Consider the following 24,849-nt stretch of genomic DNA (forward strand, 5'->3'; position numbering starts at 1 on the left):
ATTATGAAAAAAACATTTTATATCGCGGCAGTGGCAATTTTCGCTTTAAGCTGTAAAGAAAAAGAAGTTACTACAACACAAGAGGTTGAAGAAGTAGAAACGGTAACACAAGCATCTACGACCGAAATTGTCCTTTTTGACGGCTCTAGCTTTGACGCTTGGAAAGGGTATGGTACAGACGGAATGCACGACAACTGGACCATAGAAGATGGAGCAATGGCTTTTACACCTGGTGAAGAAGGTGGTAAAAACATCATTACAAAAAACACCTATAAAAACTTTGAACTCAATCTTGAGTGGAAAGTTTCTGAAGGTGGTAATAGTGGCATCTTTTGGGGTGTAAAAGAATCACCAGACTTTAAAGAAGCTTATGAAACTGGCCCAGAAATACAAGTGCTAGATGACGAGCGTCACCCAGATGCAAAGGTGGCGAATGGAACGCACAAAGCAGGATCTCTTTATGATATGATAAAACCTGCAGACGGTATGATTAATCCCGCGGGTGAGTGGAATAAAGTAACGCTTTATATCAATCACGATAGCAACCTAGGTAAAGTAAGCCTTAACGGTAAAGAAGCATATACCTTCCCCGTAAATGGCGAAGAGTGGGATGCTATGGTTGCAAAGACTAAGTTTGCAGACTGGAAAGGCTTTGGTAAATATCAAGAAGGTCACATAGGTCTCCAAGATCACGGAGATAAAGTATGGTACCGCAACATTACAATAAAAGAATTATAGATTATGAAATTATACCATTTAGGAATTATCGCAACAGCACTAACCATTACATCGTGTGGCTCAGGAAATGTGGGTGATGAACCTACAAAACCAGAACAAACAGAAGTATGGGGTCCAAAACCTGCAAAGGTTGCCATAAACGGGCAAACCGGTATCCCTAGTGATGCTGTGATATTGTTTGACGGCACAAACCTCAATGCTTGGAAAAGTAAAAATGACGGCGGCGCTCCTAAGTGGACGATTAATCAAGACGGCAGTATGACCGTAAAGGATAAAACGGGAGATATTGTGACCAAAGAAGACTTCGGGAGTGTACAATTACACCTAGAATGGCGCAGTGACCCAAACAACACGCAGACTAACCAAAACAGAAGTAATAGTGGTGTGTTTTTTCAAGGCTTATACGAAGTACAAATCTTGAATAACAATGATAATGACACCTATGTAAACGGTATGGTAGGCTCTATTTATAAGCAAAAAGCTCCAGACGTTATGGCTGCAAAACCTACTGGAGAGTGGAACAGCTATGATATTGTTTTTCACGCGCCAGCGTTTAATGCTGCAGGTAAAAAAACAAAAGCTGCTACAATCACCGTATTTTTAAATGGTGTACTCATACAAGATCACTACGAGATTAAAGGTAGTACAGAGTACATAGGTTTCCCAAAAAACAATGCTCACGGTGACGGCCCAATTGTACTGCAAGATCACGGAGATATGAGTGGTGTAGGGTATAGAAATATTTGGTTACGTAAATTAGATTAATGAACTTCCCTGCACTCCTTACAACATTTGCCCCAGCACTCATAAGTCTGGCATTATTTATAAATACACGTTACTTTCCGCCATCGCTGGGTAATCCTTTTTTATCAAAAGCTCCAGAATGGTGGATGAGAGATCAAGCCACTTGGGATAAAGCATACTCCTTTCTTGCTCAAAAATACGGGATAGGCACCATTGCACTTTTTGCAATTTGTAGTTGTCTCCTCTTTTTAGAAAGCCCTTATGCCGCATACGGTGGTTATATAGCATTAGTAGCATATGTTGTGCTGGCTAACTACCAGGTGCGCTCTTATATGCAAGAAAAAGTAAAATAGGGTGTGATTACGCTTTCGCGAAAGCGTAAAAAACCACAGTCATTCTTAATTTTTCATTACTTACTGAACCATTATCTTTGCGCTATGATAAAATCAATGACTGGTTTTGGGAAGAGTGTCGTACAGCTTCCCGGAAAAAAGATTACTATCGAGATCAAATCGCTTAACAGCAAAAACCTTGATCTCAATGCACGTATCCCTTCTACATATCGTGAGAAGGAACTCGCACTACGCAATATGGTGGCAAAAGCTCTAGAACGTGGTAAGATCGATGTAGGTCTCTACATAGAAAGCACTGGCGAAAACACCAATACAGCGATTAATGAATCTGTTGTAAACACCTATATGAAACAGCTGTCAAACGCTGTTGCTGGTGAGCCTAGCGAGATAGAGCTACTTAAAATGGCTGTGAGACTTCCAGATGCTCTCAAAACTGAGCGTAAAGAACTGGATGAAAATGAGTACAAAGCCATTGTAACTAATCTAGAAGGTGCGCTTAAGGAAATAAACGCTTACAGACTAGATGAGGGTAACTCTCTCAAAACTGAGTTTGAACTGCGCATTAAAAATCTACAGCGTTTACTAGATGAAGTTATCACTCTTGATAAAGATCGTCTTGCAGATGTAAAAGTGCGTCTAGAGAAAGCCGTTGCAGATCTCAAGGTTAATCTTGACGAAAATAGGTTTGAGCAAGAGCTTATCTATTACCTAGAGAAATACGACATCACAGAAGAAAAGGTACGTCTTAAAAATCACTTAGATTACTTTACAGAAGCACTAGATTCTGATAATTCTAACGGTAAAAAGCTAGGCTTTATAGGTCAAGAAATAGGTCGTGAGATTAATACAATAGGCTCAAAGTCTAATTATGCACCTATGCAACAGCTAGTCGTGCAAATGAAGGATGAGCTAGAAAAAATAAAAGAGCAAGTATTAAACGTACTCTAATGGGAAAACAACCTGACGCACAAGAACTAAATCACACGGGGAAACTCATTGTTTTTTCGGCGCCTTCTGGTAGTGGTAAAACAACAATTGTAAGACATCTCTTGGGTCAACCAGAGCTCAATCTAGAGTTTAGTATCTCTGCGACTAGTAGAGAACCTCGCGGCACAGAAGTACACGGTACAGATTATTACTTTATCTCTCTTAAGGAGTTTAAAAATCATATCAAAGCAGACGACTTTCTAGAATGGGAAGAGGTCTATCGTGACAACTTTTACGGTACACTCTGGAAAGAAGTACAACGTATCTGGGCGATGGGTAAGCACGTTATATTTGATATAGACGTAGTAGGCGGTTTACGCATAAAGAAAAAGTTTCCAGATAAGACACTTGCCGTTTTTGTAAAACCACCTAGTGTAGATGAGCTCAAAATACGTCTTAAAAAACGTAGTACAGAAAGTGAAGATAAAATCAATATGCGTGTTGCAAAAGCCTCTGTAGAGCTGGCCACAGCACCACAATTTGATCATATTATCCTTAATGATAATTTAGAAAAAGCTCTTAAAGAAGCGGTTACACTTGTTACCGATTTTGTAAAATAGTACCTCAATGACATTACAAGATTTTAATACCAAACTTGCTACCTCACCCACTGAGATTGAGTTTACAGATACAATGGCTGTTATAGAAGCGCTATATACTTTTACGCCTAGCTCTTTTAAGAATGGTGACATTCATAATGACGCAGGTGAGAACAATGGCTCTTGTAAGCTATTTGCATTTGCACAAGAGCAAGGATTAAATAAAAGTGACACGCTACAGTGTTTTGGCGCTTATTACAGAGAAGATGTGCTACAAAACCCAGAGGGTACAGATCACCAAAATATTAGAAATTTTATCAAATACGGCTGGGACGGAATTGACTTCGACACAAACCCGCTCCAAAAGAAATAACTCAAAACTTACTATCCCTTGAAAATAGGTCTATACTTTGGAACTTTTAACCCTATACACATAGGGCATCTTGCTATTGCAAATCATATGGCAGAGTATAGTGATTTAGATAAAATCTGGATGGTTATCACGCCTCACAATCCTTTTAAGAAGAAGAGTAGCCTACTTAACAATCATCATCGCTACCAGATGGTAATGGAGGCTGTAGAACATTATGACAAAATCGAGCCAAGTAATATTGAGTTTGACCTGCCACAGCCTAATTATACGGTATACACGCTAGCTCATCTAGAAGAAAAGTATCCTCAGCACGAGTTTTGTTTAATAATGGGTGAGGACAACCTTAAAAGCCTTCATAAGTGGAAAAACTATGAAGTTATTTTGGAACGTCACGACATCTATGTATACCCTAGAATCTCTGAAGGTACGGTTGAAACACAGTTTGATAATCACCCAAAGATTCATAAAGTAGACGCACCTATTATGGAGATTTCATCTACAATGATACGTAAGGCGATTAAGGAGGGCAAAAACATACGACCACTACTTCCTCCAGAAGTTTACACTTTCATAGACGAGATGAGTTTTTATAGATAATCCTGATGCCTAAAAGAGATCTCACCGACCAAAATGCAAAAGAAGCCACTTACTACGGGCTTATGATGGTTGTGTCTTTTCTAGTATATTTTGTATTAAACAGAGTCATTAAATCAAGTAATGACTTACCTGATTTTTTAACAGGTTTTGCCACGGCTATATTCATTGTTTCTAGTGTCTTTACAATTATAAAATACGTCAAGGCTCGAAAAGAACCTCATAATGCTCACCTGGGTAAAGCAAAACTCTTTGCAGGGCTCGCTGTAGTATTCTGGGTGTTAGTCTTAATGAATATGAGCAAAGAGATCCTGCACATTTTTGGTTCATTAAACTAGATGAATTTATTATATAAAAAAAGAACAAACATTCCAGACTATCGCCCTTCATATTTGTTCTTTTAATTAGTCTATAATCGCGCTTGAGCGCTTTCTTTTATTTCTCTAAGTGAGGAATACGTAATACTTGACCTGGATAAATTAAATCTACGTCTTTAAGCATAGGCTTATTTGCTTCAAAAATTTGTGGGTACTTCATCGGATCTCCGTACATCGCTTTTGAGATCTTACTTAAAGAATCTCCTTTTTCTACCGTATAAAAACGAGCTTCTGGCTCTGGGTTCTCTACAGTAAGTCTATCGTCTACAGTTGCAATACCTGTAGAGTTTCCTACTACAAGGATTACCTTTTCTTTAGTAGCTTGGTCGTGTGCACTACCTGCAACAACAGCAACATCACCATCTATAGATATATCTAGATCATCTACATCTAGACCAAGGTCACTAATAGTTTCTGCCATATTACTTGCTGCTTTTGCATTTTCCATAGCAATCTTTTCTTCTGCAACTGCTGCTGCTTCTGCCGCCTCTTCTTCTTCTGTTTTTCCTATCCCGAATACTTTTGCTCCGGCATTTTTAATAAATGAAAATAATCCCATAATTATAATTTTTAGTTAGTGTTTTTATTGTGTAGTCAATTTACAAAAAAGTAGGTGTTTATACAGTATTGTTAAGAGGAGATTGGCAATTATAATCACTTAGTACATTAGTCCTCATTTTTATGCATTATATCTATAGTTCTAATCGTTTTTTAAAACAGAAAACCCTTACGCTAATTAACACTTAGGTAAGGGTTTTCCAACTAAATAACCAACCAAAAAATCTTTATACGTCACACTGTGGTTGTACAGTGCTCCTTTCTATTTTAACGCTTTTGCTTTTTTCGCCTTGAGCGCTTCTATTTCTTTTTTAATTTCTGAAGTCTTCTTTCGTAACTTAGGCAAGGTTTTAGACTTCCCATCTTCTGAGGTTCTAAACTCTATATACCCTCTACCTCTAAACTGGTAGGTAGTACCTGTAGTTACTTGATATAACTCTATGGTCTCGTCATCTATAACGGTAAGGTCAAAGAACTCATTGTCTGGAAAATTATAATCTAGTGTTAAAGTTTTCTGGTAAAAATCACCAGGTACATCATCTACATCATAAATCCCATTATAGTCCCAGTATATATTATTTACTGGTGTACCATTACCATCTTCAGAGCTTCTAAAGTTGCCAGAAACCCCTGCTGGTAAAAACTGTAAGTAGTTTTCATTATCAAAAGGATTGATCTCACCTTCTTGACTTGTATAGATTTTCTCCCAAGCTTCAAATTCTTGTAAGAAGTAGTGTATGTTATTGTAAAACACTAAATCATAGTCAAAGGTGTTGCGCTGGTAACCTACCAGTATATATCTCGCTCCTGTAGACGGGTGATATAATTCTATCTCATTACCAGATAACTGGCGTACATCAAAGGTGTAATCTCCGTCTAAATCGTGATAAGCATCTAGCTCAAAACCAAAGGTATCATAGTTACCTACGTCTATCCCAAACCCGGCTCCATTGTACCCTAAACCAGAAAGGTTGTTATTTGCAAAAATATTTCCTCCTCTAAAAGAGACTGTAAATGCCTTTTGTAAAAATGGTACAACTATATTTCCAGATGAGGCATCTATATCTACATACCAGATCTCATAATCTGTTAATACTTGATTAAGTGTAGGTCCATTATTAACCTCTACATATGGATCTACTTCTACAATCGCCTCTGTATAACACGAAGTAAACAAAATGGCGACGAGCGCTACTGCAATAAAATGTTTGATCGTTTTCATACTGTTTGTTTTTGGATTCCCTTAACAGTATTCAAACCACGTGCCAAAAATTCAATTAACTCAAAATCAGATATTTAAATATATTTTATTACTAAATAATTTCAAAGATTTTTCCGGGGAGAGGCCTTATTACTCCTTTTAATTCCATTTGTAATAAGATGCTTGCAATCTTGTAAGTGGGCAATTTACAATTAAGAGCGATGATGTCCATAAGCTCTTTGCCATTGCCTTTTAAGAAGCGCCATACCAGTTTTTCTTCATCTGTAAGTTCTACAAAAAGTTGTTTTTGGATCACGGGAGCTTGTTCTTGCTCTAGTTTCCAGCCCAGTATATAAATAAGATCTGCCGCACTAGTCATAAGGTTTGCTCGCTGCTGTTTTATGAGGTTATTACAACCCAAGCTCTGCTTATCTTCTGCCCTTCCCGGTACCGCAAACACGTCTCGATTGTATCCATTTGCAAAGTCTGCAGTCACAAGAGAACCTCCCTTCTCTGCAGATTCTATAACGATAGTAGCCTCAGACAGCCCAGCAATAATACGGTTGCGCTGTAAGAAGTTAGTATGTACAAAACTGCTCTTACTCCAGAAGTCTGTAACAAAACCACCATTTGCCTCTACATCGCTCATATACTTAGCGTGCACCTTTGGGTAAATTTGATTAAGCCCGTGAGCCAGTACACCTACATTTTGCAATCCGTGCTCAATACACGCTTTATGTGTGGTAATATCTACCCCATAAGCAAAGCCAGAGATAATAAGCGGATTTAAGGGAGCCAAATCTTTAATGAGCTTTTTTATAAAATGCTCGCCATAAGTGGTAATTTTCCTAGTCCCTACAATGCTTATAATTCTTCTATTATTCCAGTTTATGTTTCCTCTAGAAAATAGCAGCACTGGTCCATCTAGACAGTGTTTGAGACGTTGTGGGTATTGCTCATCTGTAAATGCACAGACGTTTATGTTGTTATCTTGTATGAATTTTAATTCCGCTTTCGCGAAAGCGTGATACTCCTCATCACCAAAAGCTTTAAGTTTATGCTCACCTATGCCATCTATCTTAAGCAATGTGCTCTTTTTCTGTTCTAAAACCGCCGTAGCCGAACCAAAGTGTTGAAGCAGTTTTTTTATAGAACCATCACCCAGATTTGGAGTGTATTGTAGTATAAGGAGTGCGAGTAATTCTTTTTCTGTCATTAATGCTTGAAATTGAGGCTACTAAGTAACAACTATTATATCTGTTAATAAAATATATCTCGCCTTGTTGCGTGACTAGACATTTTGACTATTTTTGAGTTATGCAGTTAGACCAATACATAAGTGACCTTTTATACAGATATGAGTGTGTAATTTTACCAGGTTTTGGGGCTTTTTTGACTCAAATCCAAAGTGCGCAAATACACGCCACTACACACGCTTTTTATCCGCCTAAAAAGAAATTGTCATTTAATGCACAACTTACAGACAGTGATGGTTTACTGGCAAACTATATTGCAAAGACAGAGATGATTCCTCATAGTGAGGCGAGTAATCGTATTAAAACCTACGTGCGCTTTCTTTATGACAACCTGCATAAGGGAGAGTCACAAACGCTTACAAACATAGGTACACTATCTCTAGACACAGAGAGTAGATTACAGTTTGAGCCATCATATCACCTCAACTATCTTACAGATTCTTTTGGTCTATCTTCTTTTACCTCTCCAGAGATTATGCGAGAAGTTTATAAAGAAGAGGTTACTGCACTTGAGGAGACAACACCTATTGCTTTTACACCAGAACGTAAGGCAAGTAACTCTTGGCTTAAGTATGCAGCAGCAGCGGTTATCGCCTTTGGCGTTCTTGGAGCGGCTAGCTTTAACTATGTTCAAGATGTAAAAGAGCATAACTATGTGGCCCAAGAGCAAGCAAGAGAGCAGCTAGAAGATAAGATACAAGAAGCAACTTTTGTTATCCCTAATCCTTTACCAGCTATACAGCTATCACTTACAAAGCCTGCGGGTAATTATCACATTGTAGCGGGTGCCTTCCGTATGGAAGAAAATGCACAGAAGCGTGTAGACCAGCTTACAGAAAAAGGATATAAAGCACGTACCATAGGGACTAACAAGTATGGACTGCATCAAGTAATTTACGGAAGCTTTACAGACTCTCAAGAAGCGCTTTCAGAACTTAGAGCAATACGCAAGACAGATAATCAAGATGCTTGGTTACTTGTACAAAGTATCGATTAATACTCTTTATACATTTTACTGTTTCCCTTTTCTACTTTGGTGTACCTTTGCGCCAAAATTGAATATCTATGGATTCACGCACACCAAGCGACTCAAAAACAATACTTACAGATCTTGTACTGCCAAGTGAGACTAACCCACTGGGTAATCTTTTTGGAGGTGAGCTACTTGCTCGTATGGATAGAGCAGCTAGTATTGCTGCAAGACGTCACTCACGTCGTATCGTTGTTACAGCATCTGTAAATCACGTAGCTTTTAATAGAATGATTGCTCTAGGGAGCGTTGTTACTGTAGAAGCAAAGATTTCTAGAGCATTTAAAACATCTATGGAAGTCATTATAGATGTATGGATAGAAGATCGCGAGAGCGGCCTTAAAGCGCAAGCAAACGAGGCGATTTACACCTTTGTAGCAGTAGATGAGCAAGGGCAGCCTGTACCAGTACCTCAAGTTGTACCAGAATCTGATCTTGAGAAACAACGCTATGATGCAGCCTTACGCCGTAAACAATTATCGCTTGTGCTTGCAGGCAAGATGAAACCTGCAGAAGCAACAGAGCTCAAAGCATTATTTATATAACATAAAAAAGCCTCCATTGAGGAGGCTTTTTTTTTATTTGTATCTATGGTCTATTACCACTTTTCTATTTCTTCTTTAATAGCCTCTTTTGTTTTTCCTGTTTTTTCTTGAATACGGCCTAGAACCTCATCCATCTTTCCATCTGCAAAGGTCTCATCATTATCAAAATGTTTACCATATTTCTGTTTGAAATCTCCTTTTACTTGATTCCACTTTCCTTCTAATTCGGTCGAGTTCATAATCTTTCTTTTTAAGTTCACCACTAAATTACTCACAATGAGATGTCTATTGTAATAAGACTGTATTAAAAAGTGTTATGGTTGTGCTAAAGTTTGCAAGCCTAGTAAACACTAAAATTTTATACCTGTTCTTAATCTAATAGGGTGCGATAGCTCGTAGCTTACTGCAGGCGCAGCACTATTTTGATATACGGGTGCCATAAACTGAATACCTGCATCCCACTCTGGTGTAAATTGCACATCTATTCCCATAGTAGGGGCAAACTCTGTAAACATAAGCCCGCTGGTGTCAAGTCCTCTCACTACTTGCCCTTGTACACCCAGGTATGCACTTATACCCTTTGTGGCTTGATATCTAAAAATAAGAGGAAACTCGACCACCTCGTCATTACCTACACGTGACCTTGATATCCCACCCTGTAAGCTAGACTTATAACCTAAAGATGTCCCCACAAGTAGCGTGCGTGTTTGATCATAAAATTCTTTATTAGGTTCTCCTACATTACTAGGTAGCGCACCTATTGCGTTTAGAGAAAAACGAGGTTCTGCCGTGGTTGTGGTGTTTTAAGCACTAGTAATTGAAGCGCATAAAATTAAGAGCAATAGGCTAAGATGTTTCATAGCCCTAAATTTAAAACTTATGTAACGCGCTTGTGTTAAGCTTATTACAAAAAATACAAATGAAATGCCAAATGATATTTAGAAGTGCGCTTTCGCGAAAGCGTAAACCAGCAGCTATCGTCTACTTATCCATTGTGTAGGGTTGAGCTTGGTCTGGTTTTTACTTACCCTAAATTTAAGAATGCTCTTGCCCGTAAATGCATTACGAGAGACTTCACCTAGTGGCTGTTTAAGAGTTACTTTTTGACCTAGTTTTACTTTAATATTTTTAAGATTAAAATAGGTGGTAAGATAATCACCGTGCCTTATGATGATAGCAATGTTTGCTCCCTTTGCGTCTTGTATAGAAGTTACTTCTCCCTCAAAAATGGCTCTTACGGTAGCATTTTCTGTGGTTTCTATATCTACACCACTATTGCTTAAAGTAATCCCTGGTAAGGTAGGGTGTGCAGACTTACCGTAAGGTCTCACCACGCGGCCACGCTCTACTGGCCATATGAGTCTACCTTTATTACTAGAAAACTCTTTTGCGAGTGTAACCTCTGCTGGTGTGAGGGCAAATGTCTTACTGCTTGTAGATTTACCTGCTTTTTTATTACTAGCAGCAATAGCATCTGCAATGAGCTTATCTATCTGTCTGTCTATGCGATCTGCCTCCTTTTGTTTCTTTTTGATCTGAGCGATATAGGTGTTAGATTCTTTACGTATTTCTTTTATGAGTAGGTCCTGGCGTTGTTTTTCTTTATCTAGTTCCTTTTTTGCCGTTCTATTTTCGGCAATGAGGGTCTCTTTATCTGCTTTTTGCTTGACTAGTTTTTTATTAGTCTCTTGTATAAGTATTGTGCGTTCCTTGATTTGCTCACCTTGCTTCTTGCGGTAGTTTGCATACTGCTTCATATACTGTACACGCTTGTAAGCTTGCTTAAAATCTTCACTAGAGAGTAAGAACATCACCTTACTTTGCCCGCTCTTACTTTTATACGACTTGCGTATCATCTCACCATAATCTTCTTTTAATATGGCGAGCTCCTTACGGAGGTTTTCCATCTTTACCAGATTTTCATTAATCTCTCTTGACAATAGGTTGGCTTGACTATTTGTAACTCGTATGAGATCTGAGCGTAGTCTTATCTGGGTGTCCAGATCTTCTACTTGGGTGAGGATAGATATTTCTTTTTTCTTATTTGTTTCGCGTAAGCGTTGTAACTGTCGCATTTCTCTTTTAAGAGCCTCACGACGCTGTTCTAGCTGCTTTTGCTTTGCAGACTGCCCAAAGGCCGCTTGCGTAAAAAAGAGCATCATAAAAACACCCAGAAGAGCTATATATATGCGCCTATCTCTTTGCATCTAGCTTTATTTCTTCATATCCAGAAGGAATACTAAACGGCATACGTACCTCTCCATCTAAATCTATATCACGAAACTCGATTTGTACCTGTGACTGGTTGCGACCATCATCTGCAAGAATATCTAGCGAAAATGGGAAGGTCTTACTTCCTATCTGTTTGTAATTTCCATATGCGATATCTAAAGTCCCGTTACCATCTGTTTGCTCTATGCGTTGTTCTTGCGTGACAAAATTTTGAGTAGCAATCCCAAAGAAGATGAGTGCCTCCTTGAGTTGCTTTTTTGGTGTGACCTCATAACCCGTTTGCGTTTCTTTAAAGGTATACTTTCCCTCTCTTAGGTCATAAACAGTTTGTCCCGTAAGCAATCGCTGTAACTGGTAAAAATCTATATCTACTCCTAAGTACTGACTAAGAAATGTAAAGTCTCCATCAAAATATTGATTATTGAGCTTATCGTAAAATTGCACCTTTTGTGGTGTAATCAAGGCGCGAGCACCAGAAAAACCAATGAGTGACGCGTTTAGCCAGATTTTTTTGTCTTTTTCTATACGTATCGTAAGTGTTACTGTAGGCTTTGATCCTTTCTTATCTCTGTACTTTATCTTGGTACGGGCATCTAGCGTTTTATAAGTGAGTGCATTGTTGTAATACTCAGTAATAAGTCTTTTTGCAGAGACATCTTCGGCAGTGCTAGTACTCGCTGCTTTTTTTGCACCACAACTTGCGAGAGCAACTAATAAAATAATGTAAACGAGCTTTCTCATTATTATCCTTGCGCTTTTAATTGTTCTACCTTATTATAGTATTTACTTGCTGTAGAAGCATTACCGTCTCCTTTATGTGCATCGCCTAGTTGCTGGTAAAAATCTATTTCCATCTTTACATCATCTATCACATAATCTACACCTAGTTCAAGTTGATCTATGGCTGCTTTAAATTTACCTTGATTATTAAGTGCGACTCCATAAGTAAGGTATAGTAGTGGCTGTGATGGATAAAGGTCTAGTGCATTTGCAGCAATCTCTTCGGCATCTTTAAAGCTTCCAGAGTCCAAAAGTAAAAGGCTTGTGTTTTTAATAAGCTCAAGATTTTCTGGATCACTCTGTAAAGCTTTTTTAAGATATGGCAGTGCCTTATCCTTACTTCCTTTTTTAATGTAATAAGAAGCTAATTCTTGATAAATATTAGAATCTCCCACCTGTGTGTCAAAAACTGCAATGGCTTTTTCTAACTGCGGTTCATATTGTGGGTTACCGTTTACAAATAGCACAAAGTCATTAAGCACGCGATGCTTTGCTGCGGCACTCATACGAGTACTTTCCAGTACTTTTTGCATAGAGCTTATGGCCTCATCTATTTTATTATCATTAAGATTAAACTTATACAGAGCTAGGTGTACCTCATCTGCATATGGGTTTACCTTTTGAAGTTCTAGAGCGGTTTCATACGCTTTTTGCGTATTTCCTTGCTCGCTATAAAGCAATATGAGTTTAAGATACTCTGCTTCACTTTTAGGGTTTGAAGCTATATTTTTCTCTATAGCTTTTACCTGTCTAGATGTATCTCCAGAGAGTAGATACAATCTATTTTTTAATCTATCACGATATATATCTGTACCTATTTCTTCATCAAGCTCATCTATAAGGTCTAGCGCCTCGTTATATCTTTTTGTGCTTGTATAGATACGCGCAAGATCTTCTTTATACTGCACGTCAAAATTAATGAGATTTTTTACCGTAGCCTCAGCAGCATCATAATCTCGCTGCTGGAAGTAGACTTCATATAATGCTTCTAGTACATCTTCATTATTTGGCTCGAGTTCTAAAAATTTATTAAAATCTAAAGCAGCCTCATCATACTTTTTTAAGAATACGTGATTTTTACCTCGCTCAAAATATAAAATAGGATGACTAGATGGTGACATTGAGATACACTTGTTAAGCTCCATAATGGCACGCTCATAATTCTCAATTCCCTTTTGTTTTAATGCTTCAAAGAAAGATGTCTGAAAATCGTCTGAAACATTACCAAGGTCATCTACATTCTCATCTGCAAAGGGATTTGCTTCTTTTAAGAATTGCCCATACGCACGATCCTTTACTAGTGTAAAAGCGATCGTGAGTATGAGTATGTAGATTCCTTTTTTCATTAAATATGATTATATAAAACTTATTTCATCACCGTGTAATCCCCTAGACTTACACGTGTGTGTTCTCCGTTATATTGTACTTTATTACCTATCATCGCCTCTGTCCACTGTGCGTTTTTTATCACACTATCTTGCTGGATTAAGCTGTGACTTATGGTACTATCTTCAATAGTTGTGCCAGCTCCTATCGCAACACCTGGACCTATAGTACAATTTTTAAGAACTACGTTTTCACCTATAAAACAAGGCTCAATAATCGTTGAATTCTCATTTACCACAGAGTTTGCTATAAGTTGCTCTTCCTTCTCATCGTGTAAGAACTGTAACATCTTAGAATTAGTATCTATGGCAACTTCTTTATTACCGCAATCCATCCACTCATCTACAGTTCCAGTTTTGAAAATACGACCTTCTGCCATCATTTTCTTAATACCATCGTTAATCTGGTATTCACCTCCATTCATAAGGTTTTCATCAAGAACTTCTTGAAGCTTCTCTTTAAGAACGGCCACATCCTTAAAATAATATATACCTATCACCGCTTGATCAGACACAAAGGTTTCTGGCTTCTCTACAAGCTCTACAATCTCATCTTTCTCATTAAGTTTTACAACTCCGTAAGCTTCTGGGTTAGGCACTTTCTTAGTCCAGATTACACTATCTGCCTCAGGATCTAGTTCCAAATCTGCGCGTATAAGTGCATCTGCATAAGCTATTACCGCAGGACCACTCAAAGAAGGCTCTGCACTCATAATAGCGTGACCAGTTCCTAATGGCGCTCCCTGGCGATAAATAGATGCCTTTGCTCCAAGACTCTCTGCAAGCTCTTCAAGTTGTGCAATTACAGCATCACCAAAAAATGTAGGGTCTCCAAGTACAAAAGCAATCTCGTCTATAGGTTGCTTTAAGATCTTAGCAATATCTCGTACAAGTCTGTGTACAATAGGTGCTCCCGCTACAGGAATTAATGGTTTTGGTATTGTTAAACTATGTGGTCGCAATCTAGAGCCTAGACCGGCCATTGGTACTATTATTTTCATTTATTTAAATTTTTCTATAATAAGGTTGCTATTATGTTGATAAGTGTCATTTCCTATTTTACCCCGGTACTACCAAAACCGCCTTCACCACGATCTGTACTAGAGAGTTCTGTTACTTCTTCCCATTGCCCTTGCTCGTGCTTTGCAATGACCATCTGTGCAATGCGCTCTCCATTTTCAATTGTAAACGGTTCATTAGATAGGTTTACAAGGATTACTCCCACTTCTCCTCTATAATCTGCATCTATGGTTCCAGGAGCATTGAGCACGGTCACGCCCTTTTTTGCAGCTAGGCCACTACGTGGTCTTACTTGTGCCTCTACGCCTACTGGCAGTTCCATAAATATCCCTGTAGGAACAATAGCTCTTTCTAACGGTCCTATCGTGATGGACTCTGTGATATTTGCACGCAAATCCATTCCTGCGCTAGCAATGGTTTCATAGTGAGGAAGTGCGTGTGCACTTTTATTTATAACCTTTATTTTCATTTGTTCTTCTTTCTAACTTATTCTCGTACTGAGATACTATTATTTTTAATTACGCTTTCGCGAAAGCGTACTCATCTTCTTTTTAATATACGCAAGAGTAGCTCTTTTTCGCGGAAGCTTATTACACCAATTAATAATACGGTCATTACAGCTCCTACAAGATACAGTCTCAAGCTACCTACGCCAAAGTAATCTCTAAATCCATAAAAATATAGACTAGACAATGCGATACTTAATACGAGGTACAAAAGTATATTTTTTAGATCATAAGGGATTGCTAAATGTTTGCGACCCATTATATACGATGTGACCATCATCAAGGTGTATGCTGCACAGGTAGCAATGGCACTGGCTAGATATCCTATTTTTGGAATAAGTAAGACATTTATCACTATGGTAAGTAATGCCCCTGCAACCGAAATATAAGCGCCATATCTTGTCTTATCTGTTACTTTATACCAGACAGACAGCGTTTGGTAAACTCCAAAAAACAGGTATGCAACGAGTATAAGTGGCACAATATTCATAGCCTCCCAGTAAGCAGGGTCGTCTAGAAGGATTACTTTCACCACATCTACAAGTACTACATACACAAATAGCGCAATGGCACCAAGAACCACAAATGCCTTTGTGATCTGAGCATACATATAATGTGCGTTTTCATTTTTTGCCTCGCTAAAAAAGAAGGGCTCTATCCCTATTCTAAAAGCTGTGGCAAAAAGCGTCATCCCTATAGAAAGTTTATAACACGCACCATAAATACCCACTTCACTCTCTGCAATATTTTCTGGTAGTAACTTTTCTAATAAAATCTTATCAAAAGATTCATTTATAGCAAAGGCAAGACCTGCAATAAGTACGGGAGCACCGTAGGCAAGCATTTTTTTAAATAAAATCGTATCAAAAGACCATCTTGTAAAATAGGGCTTTATCACGATAAGTAGTATCAAAAAACTAGGTATACAAAATGCAATAAATGCAAGCTCAATTTTATCTGTGGGTAAAAAACTGTTTACACTATCTAACTGCGGTAGCCACACAAGAAATACCACAGATAATCCTGTAGAAATAAAAACGTTAAGTAACTTTATAAGTGCATAGCGCATACTCTTATTTTGAGCTCGCATATATGCAAAGGGTATTACCGCAAGCGTGTCAAACGCTATGACTAAAATCACCCATCTCCAGTATTGCTCAGGAACATCAGATATACTTGATAGTGCATCTATCCCAGTAAATGCTATAATAACAAATAAAATGGTAGACCCTAGCAAACCAAGTAAAGAGGTTGATAATGTTTTTTTAGTATGCTTTTCATCATTAAAAAATCTAAAAAAGGCTGTCTCCATACCATAAGTAAGCAGCACGTTAAAGATCATTATATATGAAAACACGATAGTCATCTCCCCAAAGGCATCTGTATCCGGCAAGTAACCAGTATACAAACGGGTAAGTAATGCAGTAAGTACCCTAGGTAATACAGTTGCAAGACCGTATATAAATGTATGTCTAAAAAGATTTTTAAGAGCGCTCAAGAAGTAGTTGTTTTCCGATCAAAAATAAAGAAATAAAGCCTAGTAGCCGTTTCCGCGTGGTCGCTGTTGTGGGTAAGCAACCCCTGTTTTTTCAGTAATATTTGATAAAATACAATACTTTGTAAGCCCCTCTTCTTTGTAAATAATACCAGCTTGATCTTTTGATAGTTCAAAAGGAAACGTATCCTTTGCGGCAGGTGCCGTATTTGCAGCTTCTTGATCTGTGTCACTAGACATTATCACATCTTGATGTATTCCATTATCTGTTCTAAATCTAGCTACGTATCCTACATTACCCTGCATAAGCTTACCTACGCTTTCGCGAAAATAAACTTTCTCTAATGTTACGTTACTAGGAACACTGGTGGGTATATAAAACTCTATACCAGAACTACCACCCGAGGCTCCAGCGACATACGTGTTATAGTGAGCAGCAATAGAAGCAAATAAGGGGTTTGATAAAGTCATCGTATCCTGATTTTCTAAAGATGAAGTAGACTTACATTGGGTTAGTAGTAGTGAGCTTAGTGCTAGGCTCAAGACTGTAAGTAGTTTATACATAATGGTGGTTGTTTATGAGTAATATACAAATCTCATTCCAAGATACGATAGTTCATCACAATTAGACTTCTTAGCATAAAAGAAAACCTCGAGATCATAGATATCTCGAGGTTTACACTCAAACCAAAATAATTGTGAAGAAAGAGTTTAAATATACCCTGCTTCATTAAAAAATAGGTGAAAACCGATAATCGTTTACTTTTTTATGATGCTCAAAATAAGGAGAAACAAAAAATGCCAGCTGAAACAGCTGGCATTAATAAAGTAATAAAATTGAGGGTTGACCCTATTGCTTGATAAGCTTTATAGACTGTATGCCTTGCTCTGTCACTACGTTTGCTATATATATTCCTGTAGTTAATCCTGAAGCATCTATTCTTGTCGTTGTATTTCCAGACTCTAAAGACATAACTTTTTTACCTAAAACATCATAAACAACAATCTCTTTTGTAGGTGCGTTTGTAGTAAGAACCCATTCGTTTGTAGTTGGATTAGGAAAAGCAGATAGGCCTGTTTCTGTAAGCTCATCTGTACTTAGCGTCTCATTATGTAAATACAAATTATCTATATAGATAGTTCTATTACCTGTATTTGCTCCTGCAAGCGTTAATACAAACTGTCTAAGTGCATCTCTTTGCTGTGTTGCATCTCCGTCTGTAAAGTCAGATAATGGCACATCTAGTGATACCCACTCTCCAAATGTTGTTACAGGATTTGTTAACTGAAAAGACGAAGTTTCACCTGCGTCACCTACGTGATTAGACCATTTTGGATTTGCAATAAGACCCGCCGAATTATCTGTATCTATCCAATAATCCATATGGAAAAATGTAAGTGAAGATAAATCTAAAGGTGCTCCCCAGTCTACTAGTAAAAACTCAGAAGATGGTTGATTCATCGTTATTTTTTGGGTGTCGTTTCCTTCTACCTGGATTGTTTCTATATCTTGTGTTCCCACTCCAAAAGCTCCAAATACAGTATTCTCTTGTGTTGTGTAAGCATCGCTAAATAAAGAAAAAACATTTTCAGCATCTCTTTCTGGTGGTGTAGGAGCTGCTACAGTTGGAGCTGCAGGCTCTTCTGCTTCTCCTACTACTAGAGAAACATTATCTATAACAACGACTCCTGTCTCTGCACCCATATCAAATAATACTCTACTATTTGGAATTCCTATTCCTCCAGCTGTAAGAGTAAGTTCAAAAGTTGTTAAGGTTTCTGTAAGTGTTACTGTTTCAACCGCTGCAGTAAAAGGTGCTTCATTAAGACCTATACCCGCAATAATTGTACGAGTTTCTCCAGCCCCAGTAGATGCGTCAAAGGTGAGTACATATGTTTCTCCCTCAGTAATAGAGAGGATCTGACTTAAATTTACGTCAAACGCGTTTCCCGCTGTCTCTACATTTGCAAAGTTAAAGCTGTTGCCGCCATCCTCTTGTACGTTAAAGGCATTCCCCGTCCATTCTACCATTCCTTCTTCAAAATCGCCATTATTAAGCAGGTTCTGGGCTTGCATTGCAAATGCACTACAAAAGATAAAAAGCAGTAAAGTAATTTTTTTCATAATAATTCAATTTAATTAATAATACGAAATTTAAAATTACAAGCTTATTTTGCCAAATCACCAAATTAGACCTATACAAATAACATACATCGTAATATTAACACCGTAAAATTGCGAATTATAGAATTTAAAATTGTTTTCGATGCTTTTTTAGAGGTCAAATCCATAATTAAAGTAACAATCCTTATTAACTTTGTTATTTTAAAAACTTTTCCTAAAACCTTAGCTTTTACTGCTGTTAAGAACCTTAGCTGCCTAGCTTATAACAGAATATATTCGTAATAAGACATAATTATAACTCGTATTGACAAAAACGTATGGTATACTTAGAAATGAAGCTTACTTAATTCTTACGCAAACGTTATAAACTAATCATTGTTGTGGTTATGTTGTAGTAAATTACACCAATGATGTACTTATATAATCTCACTACGTAGAGGTCTTTACATCTTTATGAAGTAATCATTGAGCTGTATAGATCTGTCTAAATTAATTTTTTTCCTCAAACGATATCTTTTAATTTCAACACTTCTATGAGATATATTAAGTAGTGGAGCAATCTCCTTTGAGCTTAAGTTAAGACGCAAGTACACACAAAGTTTTAAATCATTTGCAGTTAGTTCTGGGTGAATTTCTTTTACTTTTTTAAAGAAGTCTTTATCTGCGTGATTAAATGCTTTCTCAAAAAATGCCCAGTCTTCGTTAGTACTAATATTTTTGTCTATATCCTTGATAATCGCTTTAAGTTCTGGGGTAGGTTCAAGTTTACTAAGCTTTTCTTTTATAGACTTAAGCGTTTTACTTTTATTTACCATTGCCAGTGTAGAAGTTGCTAGCTCTCTATTTCTAGCACTTATATCATCTCTTAAATTTTGATTTCTGAGCTCAATATTTTCCTTTTCTACAGCCAAAGCCTTTAGATCCATATCTCTTTTTGTTCTTTCTAAAGCTTGATCTTGTTTTCGTTTGTATCTGCGTTTATTATGTTGTTGAAACGCTAAGAAAACAAGAATAGCGAGTATAGTATAGAGAATGATTGCCAGATATGATGTATACCAAGGTCTGTCTATTGTAAAATTATAAGTAGCAACATTTTCTGAAACATTATCTCCTACCTTAGCCCTAACTTCAAATGTATATGAGCCTGGAGAAACATTTGCAAATTCTTGTCTATTTGAGGTTGTCCACTCACTCCATTCATCATAAAAGCCCAGCAATCTATATTGATAACTGGTTTGTTTAAATTTATCATATTGAGCCACGTGATAGTTAAAAGAGATATTATTTTCTTTAAAACTAAAATTTGAATCTTCAAAAAGTGACACTACGTGAGGTGTTCCCTCTATTGGATTGTTTTCTATACGGTTAATATGGACGCTATATTTCTCTTTATCATTGTAGGGCGAAAATATTAGATACCCGTGAGAAGTTCCTAATAGAAAATTATTTGATGAAATGGAGGTGATGTTTTCAAAACCTTGTGCGGCATTACGGTCTCGTTGCGGAATATAAATTTTATTAATAGACAACTCAGTGTCCAAAGGGTCTTTAGAAAAGTAAACGACATCTTCATCTGTAAAAGCCCACATCTTGTTACTTTCATCATTTATGAGTTTGCCAGAAACAAACTTATTGTCATAAATGGCACTTATTTTATCTTCCCTACTAAATGTGTTGGTAATATCGTTGTACTTATAAATACCATTCTTATTTGCGTAGTAAATCGTATTGTCAAATTTAGAAAGGCTTGAATGTTCTCCTTTATTTACGGATGGATTCAGATCATATGAGCTTACCTGCTTGAATGTACTGTCCATTTCAACTCTATAAACGCCTTTGTATTCGTTATTTACTAAAATAACAGTAGGCGAAATAAACTCAAAATATCGTGAAGATATATCAAAGCCCTTAATTTTATTACGGAGTTGCCATCCATTTTCTGATTTTTCTAAAACATATAATCCATCATAATTACCTTGTAAAAGCAGATTAGGATTGTCAGGTATAGTGCGTATCGTCCAGGTGCCTTGGGGTTTTGCAATTTGTTTTGCTATACCTTTTTCAACAATGTAAGTGCCATTATTATGACCACAGAAGAGTATGTTTTGTATGACCTTTAAATCCCAAACCTGCTCCTCGGTACCCGGAACAAGTTTAAAGTCTTTACTGTCTAGATCTCTATAAAATAAACCTTGATTTGTGCCTAGGTAAAGTGCATTATTATAAATAGCTGATACATACGTTGTACCCAACCTCCCTTGTTCATCATAGTAATTTAGTACGGGACTCGTTGTATTTATACAAGCAATTCCATTATCCAGACCTACCCATATATTTTTAGATTGGTCTTCATAAATAGCCAGTACAGTATTATTACCGAGGCCTTTATTCTGAGTTACTTGGTAATCTAGTGTGCCATCTTTAGACAATTTTATAAGACCGCTTGCGACGGTTCCTATAACTAGTGATTGATCTGAAAGTTCTATAGAGCGATACAAGGTCATATCTTTAATATATGATGCTGCAGGGTATGCCCAAGCAGTAACCTCTGTAGGTGTAATTTTAAAAATCCCATTTTTTTGGGTTACTCCTAACCAATATGACTCTCGCTGGTAGAGCCCTATAAAAGTTTTATTTTGAAATACATCTCTTGTATCGTAGCTTCTGGCTTGACCATTTTCTATTATAAACAATCCCTTTCCTTGCTCTTGAAATAGTAAGTAACCGTCTATTTCAAATAGTCTGAAAATAGCATTCTTTGTAGCTACAGCAATATAGGTTATGCTATCATCTTTAGGGTTATAAACATAAATGCCGTTAAGAGATTGTAAGAGCACTTTGTCTTTGTAAGATATAATCTTCCAAATTTGCTCCCCTTCTATCATTGAGTGGCTTAAAAGGCTACTGAGTGATGTGTATTGTAGTATGCCATCACGGTCTTCTTCCCAAAATCCAAAATCCATATGAGCCCCAGTATAAACTCTATCCCCAACAGCAGCGACAGATCTCAAAATTGTCTCGTTAGGTGAAGGTCTCAAGCTCCATTGAGCACCGTTGTATTGTAAAAGTCCTTTGTTGTTTGCAAAATAGATGATTCCATCATCTCCTTGAGATACTTGCCAGTTCTGGTTATCTGCACCGTAAAGTGACGGCTCAAAATTTTGAATAGGAGGTAACTCTTGTGCTAGAACACAGTTACATAACAAGCTAGTTATGAAAATAGTAATTAGAAATATGGTGTTCTTTACAAAATTCAAAGCCTATAATTCTTGAAATTATCTTGAAAAGATACCAATAATAACTCTTTTATCTTGTCATAGTTAGATTTAAGCTATAACAAAAATCCCTGACCATTATGGCCAGGGATTTCATATTTCAATTTGTGTTGTATAATTAAATGACTTAATCAGTTATTAGTTATTTAAAGCTTCTGCACCACCTACAATCTCGAGTATCTCGTTTGTAATAGCCGCTTGACGTGCTTTGTTATATTGCAACTTAAGTGCATCTCTAAGCTCTGTTGCGTTATCTGTTGCTTTGTGCATCGCAGTCATACGTGCACCGTGTTCTGACGCTACAGAGTCTCTTATACCTTTAAAAAGCTGTGTCTTTAATGCTTTAGGAATTAATCCCTCTACAATCTCTTCTTTAGACGGCTCAAAAATATAATCTGCAGTGGCAGTTGTTTCTTCTTGTACTGTTGCTACGATAGGTAGAAACTGCTCAGGAGTAACAATTTGCGTTGCTGCATTTTTAAACTTGTTGTAGATGATGTCTATACGGTCATATTCACCAGCTTCAAAACGAGCCATTAAATCATCTGCAATAGCTGATACGTTATCAAAAGTAAGATCATCGTAAATATCATTGTTATTTTCGATTACCTTAAAAGTCTTACCAAGTATAGCATCTGCTTTTTTACCTAAGGTTACTAGGTGCACTTCTTTGCCAGCATACTTTGCAGCAACACGTGCATTTACACCTTTAATAATGTTTGTATTAAAAGCTCCTGCAAGACCTCTGTTTGATGAAATAACTACAATAAGTACCTTATTAATCTCACGATCTTCTGCGAGTTTGCTTCCAGAATCTCCTTCTAGCGTTGCACTTAAGTTCTGTAAAAGCTCAGTAAGCTTATCAGAATATGGACGCATTGCTGTAATTGCATCTTGTGCTTTCTTCAACTTTGCAGCAGATACCATTTTCATAGCACTGGTAATCTGCATCGTAGAAGATACTGATGAAATTCTGTTTCTTATTTCCTTTAAGTTTGCCATCTTGTATAAATTCCCGTGTTTACAAGTAAGACTTGCTAGGCACGATTTGTCTTTAATTTTGACAAGTCTCCCGCTTGCGCGGGAGTTGTTGAATTATATTTTTCGCGAAAGCGAAATTCTACTAGTTATAGTTAGCAGATAGGTCTTTTGCTACTGCTACAAGTGTATCTGTAACTTCATCTGTAAGCTTTCCAGACTTAAGTGTATCAAGGATACCTCTGTGCTTTGCGTTTAAGAACTCGATATATTCTGCTTCAAATTCTTTTACTCTGTTTACAGGCACGTCACGTAATAAGTTTTTAGATCCTGCATAAATAATTGCAATTTGATCTTCTACTGTAAATGGCGTGTTTTCTGCTTGCTTAAGTATCTCTACGTTACGCTTTCCTTTTTCGATTACGTTAAGGGTAGCAGCATCTAGATCTGATCCAAACTTTGCAAACGCTTCTAGTTCACGGAAAGCTGCTTGATCCAGCTTAAGTGTTCCAGATACTTTCTTCATTGACTTAATCTGTGCGTTACCTCCTACACGTGATACAGAGATACCTACGTTAATAGCTGGACGTACACCAGAGTTAAATAAATCTCCATCTAAGAAAATCTGCCCGTCTGTAATAGAAATTACGTTTGTAGGGATATAAGCAGATACGTCACCCGCTTGTGTCTCAATGATAGGAAGTGCAGTAAGCGATCCTCCTCCTTTTACGATAGGTTTAAGACTATCTGGAAGGTCGTTCATTGTTTTTGCAATAGCATCATCATTAATCACCTTTGCAGCACGCTCAAGTAATCTAGAGTGTAAGAAGAATACATCTCCAGGATATGCCTCACGTCCCGGCGGACGACGAAGAAGCAATGATACCTCACGGTATGCAACTGCTTGCTTAGATAAATCATCATAAATGATTAATGCAGGACGACCTGTATCTCTAAAGTACTCTCCAATTGCAGCTCCTGCAAATGGTGCATATACTTGCATTGCTGCAGGATCTGATGCATTTGCCGCTACGATAGTTGTGTATGCCATTGCTCCAGCATCTTCTAGTACCTGTGCAATAAGTGCAACAGTAGAAGCTTTTTGTCCAATAGCTACATATATACAGTGTACTGGCTCACCAGCATCGTAAAATTCTTTTTGGTTAAGGATAGTGTCAATACAAACAGTAGACTTACCTGTCTGACGGTCACCAATTACAAGCTCACGCTGTCCTCTACCTACTGGTATCATAGCATCAATTGCTTTGATTCCCGTTTGTAATGGCTCTGTTACTGGCTCACGAAAAACAACACCAGGCGCTTTACGCTCAAGTGGCATCTCATAAGTTTCTCCAGCGATAGGTCCCTTTCCATCAATAGGAAGACCTAACGTGTTTACCACACGTCCAGTAATACCTTCACCTACCTGGATAGATGCGATACGTTGTGTACGTTTTACGGTATCACCTTCTTTAATAGATGAAGAAGTACCTAAGAGTACAACCCCTACGTTATCTTCTTCAAGGTTAAGAACAATTGCCTCAAGACCGCTTTCAAACTCTACAAGCTCACCATATTGTGCGTTTGCAAGTCCGTAAATACGAGCGATACCATCACCCACAGTTAGTACTGTTCCTACTTCGTCAAGGGAAGCTGTTGCTTCAAAACCTGAAAGTTGTTTCTTTAAAATTGCCGAAACTTCTGCTGGTTTAACTTCTGCCATTTGATCTAAATTTATAAGTCCGCTTTCGCGAAAAT

Annotated in this window: 26 protein-coding genes; 10 read left to right on the plus strand and 16 right to left on the minus strand. The window is 37.5% G+C overall.

The features are described from left to right. Nucleotides 1–3: 3 nt before the first annotated feature. The 8 genes from ACFO5T_RS01685 (at nt 4) to ACFO5T_RS01720 (ending at nt 4,666) form a co-directional block, all read left to right on the plus strand. A complete protein-coding gene (locus ACFO5T_RS01685) occupies nt 4–738 on the plus strand; it encodes a 3-keto-disaccharide hydrolase (protein WP_380031521.1) in 735 nt (244 codons plus the stop codon). Nucleotides 739–741: 3 nt separating this feature from the next. Continuing rightward, nucleotides 742–1,503 carry a 3-keto-disaccharide hydrolase gene (locus ACFO5T_RS01690; RefSeq protein WP_380031523.1) on the plus strand — a complete coding sequence of 254 codons (762 nt, stop codon included), beginning with the start codon at nt 742–744 and terminating at the stop codon, nt 1,501–1,503. Beyond that, entirely contained in the window at nt 1,503–1,835 is a 333-nt protein-coding gene (locus ACFO5T_RS01695) for a hypothetical protein (protein WP_035326367.1), read from the plus strand. The genes ACFO5T_RS01690 and ACFO5T_RS01695 overlap by 1 nt, the downstream gene beginning before the upstream one ends. 84 nt (nt 1,836–1,919) lie before the next feature. Next, nucleotides 1,920–2,783, plus strand: a complete 864-nt coding sequence (locus ACFO5T_RS01700) for a YicC/YloC family endoribonuclease (RefSeq protein ID WP_375252540.1) — start codon at nt 1,920–1,922, stop codon at nt 2,781–2,783. Continuing rightward, nucleotides 2,783–3,382 carry a guanylate kinase gene (gmk, locus tag ACFO5T_RS01705; RefSeq protein WP_035335184.1) on the plus strand — a complete coding sequence of 200 codons (600 nt, stop codon included), beginning with the start codon at nt 2,783–2,785 and terminating at the stop codon, nt 3,380–3,382. Before ACFO5T_RS01700 ends, gmk begins: the two co-directional genes overlap by 1 nt. Before the next feature lie 7 nt (nt 3,383–3,389). Continuing rightward, nucleotides 3,390–3,734 (plus strand): HopJ type III effector protein, encoded by a 345-nt coding sequence (locus ACFO5T_RS01710; protein ID WP_380031527.1) that lies wholly within the window; start codon nt 3,390–3,392, stop codon nt 3,732–3,734. Nucleotides 3,735–3,752: 18 nt separating this feature from the next. Then, nucleotides 3,753–4,331, plus strand: coding sequence for a nicotinate (nicotinamide) nucleotide adenylyltransferase (nadD, locus tag ACFO5T_RS01715; RefSeq protein ID WP_298349897.1), 579 nt, complete (start codon nt 3,753–3,755; stop codon nt 4,329–4,331). Nucleotides 4,332–4,336: 5 nt separating this feature from the next. Further along, nucleotides 4,337–4,666 (plus strand): hypothetical protein, encoded by a 330-nt coding sequence (locus ACFO5T_RS01720; RefSeq protein WP_375252543.1) that lies wholly within the window; start codon nt 4,337–4,339, stop codon nt 4,664–4,666. A 97-nt stretch (nt 4,667–4,763) separates the two neighbouring features. Here the strand turns inward: ACFO5T_RS01720 and lysM are convergent, their stop codons facing one another. From lysM to dprA, 3 genes are all read right to left on the minus strand, one after another. Beyond that, complete coding sequence (gene lysM, locus ACFO5T_RS01725) at nt 4,764–5,264, minus strand: peptidoglycan-binding protein LysM (RefSeq protein WP_035326359.1); 501 nt, start codon at nt 5,262–5,264, stop codon at nt 4,764–4,766. A 261-nt stretch (nt 5,265–5,525) separates the two neighbouring features. Then, a complete protein-coding gene (locus tag ACFO5T_RS01730) occupies nt 5,526–6,485 on the minus strand; it encodes a nicotinic acid mononucleotide adenyltransferase (protein ID WP_380031531.1) in 960 nt (319 codons plus the stop codon). A gap of 91 nt (nt 6,486–6,576) precedes the next feature. Continuing rightward, on the minus strand, nt 6,577–7,680 hold the full coding sequence (gene dprA, locus ACFO5T_RS01735) for a DNA-processing protein DprA (RefSeq protein ID WP_380031534.1): 1,104 nt from the start codon (nt 7,678–7,680) through the stop codon (nt 6,577–6,579). Between the two features lie 101 nt (nt 7,681–7,781). On the opposite strand from dprA, the gene ACFO5T_RS01740 reads away from it, so the two are divergent. Continuing rightward, on the plus strand, nt 7,782–8,717 hold the full coding sequence (locus ACFO5T_RS01740) for an HU domain-containing protein (RefSeq protein WP_380031536.1): 936 nt from the start codon (nt 7,782–7,784) through the stop codon (nt 8,715–8,717). Nucleotides 8,718–8,785: 68 nt separating this feature from the next. Continuing rightward, complete coding sequence (locus ACFO5T_RS01745; RefSeq protein ID WP_380031538.1) at nt 8,786–9,295, plus strand: acyl-CoA thioesterase; 510 nt, start codon at nt 8,786–8,788, stop codon at nt 9,293–9,295. Between the two features lie 53 nt (nt 9,296–9,348). On the opposite strand, the gene ACFO5T_RS01750 is transcribed toward ACFO5T_RS01745, so the two are convergent. From ACFO5T_RS01750 to atpA, 13 genes are all read right to left on the minus strand, one after another. Next, the gene (locus ACFO5T_RS01750; protein ID WP_038598248.1) at nt 9,349–9,534 is read right to left on the minus strand and encodes a CsbD family protein; all 186 of its coding nucleotides are present in this window, start codon (nt 9,532–9,534) and stop codon (nt 9,349–9,351) included. Nucleotides 9,535–9,645: 111 nt separating this feature from the next. Continuing rightward, nucleotides 9,646–9,987: a hypothetical protein gene (locus tag ACFO5T_RS01755; RefSeq protein ID WP_380031541.1), complete on the minus strand. Its 342-nt coding sequence runs from the start codon at nt 9,985–9,987 to the stop codon at nt 9,646–9,648. Nucleotides 9,988–10,269: 282 nt separating this feature from the next. Continuing rightward, nucleotides 10,270–11,502, minus strand: coding sequence for a murein hydrolase activator EnvC family protein (locus ACFO5T_RS01760; RefSeq protein WP_380031543.1), 1,233 nt, complete (start codon nt 11,500–11,502; stop codon nt 10,270–10,272). Beyond that, nucleotides 11,489–12,268, minus strand: a complete 780-nt coding sequence (gene lolB1, locus ACFO5T_RS01765; protein ID WP_380031545.1) for a lipoprotein insertase outer membrane protein LolB1 — start codon at nt 12,266–12,268, stop codon at nt 11,489–11,491. The genes ACFO5T_RS01760 and lolB1 overlap by 14 nt, the downstream gene beginning before the upstream one ends. Before the next feature lie 2 nt (nt 12,269–12,270). Continuing rightward, nucleotides 12,271–13,653, minus strand: coding sequence for a tetratricopeptide repeat protein (locus ACFO5T_RS01770; protein ID WP_038598237.1), 1,383 nt, complete (start codon nt 13,651–13,653; stop codon nt 12,271–12,273). A 20-nt stretch (nt 13,654–13,673) separates the two neighbouring features. Next, the gene (locus ACFO5T_RS01775; protein WP_038598235.1) at nt 13,674–14,693 is read right to left on the minus strand and encodes a sugar phosphate nucleotidyltransferase; all 1,020 of its coding nucleotides are present in this window, start codon (nt 14,691–14,693) and stop codon (nt 13,674–13,676) included. Between the two features lie 53 nt (nt 14,694–14,746). Continuing rightward, nucleotides 14,747–15,181, minus strand: a complete 435-nt coding sequence (gene dut / locus ACFO5T_RS01780) for a dUTP diphosphatase (RefSeq protein ID WP_038598233.1) — start codon at nt 15,179–15,181, stop codon at nt 14,747–14,749. A gap of 71 nt (nt 15,182–15,252) precedes the next feature. Beyond that, nucleotides 15,253–16,716: an oligosaccharide flippase family protein gene (locus ACFO5T_RS01785; protein WP_380031548.1), complete on the minus strand. Its 1,464-nt coding sequence runs from the start codon at nt 16,714–16,716 to the stop codon at nt 15,253–15,255. 39 nt (nt 16,717–16,755) lie between these two features. Next, nucleotides 16,756–17,277: a hypothetical protein gene (locus tag ACFO5T_RS01790; protein WP_380031550.1), complete on the minus strand. Its 522-nt coding sequence runs from the start codon at nt 17,275–17,277 to the stop codon at nt 16,756–16,758. 286 nt (nt 17,278–17,563) lie between these two features. After that, nucleotides 17,564–18,838, minus strand: coding sequence for a T9SS type A sorting domain-containing protein (locus ACFO5T_RS01795; RefSeq protein WP_380031552.1), 1,275 nt, complete (start codon nt 18,836–18,838; stop codon nt 17,564–17,566). A 443-nt stretch (nt 18,839–19,281) separates the two neighbouring features. Then, the gene (locus ACFO5T_RS01800; protein WP_380031554.1) at nt 19,282–22,095 is read right to left on the minus strand and encodes a triple tyrosine motif-containing protein; all 2,814 of its coding nucleotides are present in this window, start codon (nt 22,093–22,095) and stop codon (nt 19,282–19,284) included. A 156-nt stretch (nt 22,096–22,251) separates the two neighbouring features. Then, the gene (gene atpG / locus ACFO5T_RS01805) at nt 22,252–23,115 is read right to left on the minus strand and encodes an ATP synthase F1 subunit gamma (protein WP_380031556.1); all 864 of its coding nucleotides are present in this window, start codon (nt 23,113–23,115) and stop codon (nt 22,252–22,254) included. A gap of 121 nt (nt 23,116–23,236) precedes the next feature. Next, complete coding sequence (gene atpA / locus ACFO5T_RS01810) at nt 23,237–24,814, minus strand: F0F1 ATP synthase subunit alpha (protein WP_035326318.1); 1,578 nt, start codon at nt 24,812–24,814, stop codon at nt 23,237–23,239. Nucleotides 24,815–24,849 lie beyond the last annotated feature (35 nt).

It is taken from the genome of Dokdonia genika, assembly GCF_042652845.1.
Classification (GTDB): Bacteria; Bacteroidota; Bacteroidia; order Flavobacteriales; family Flavobacteriaceae; genus Dokdonia; species Dokdonia donghaensis.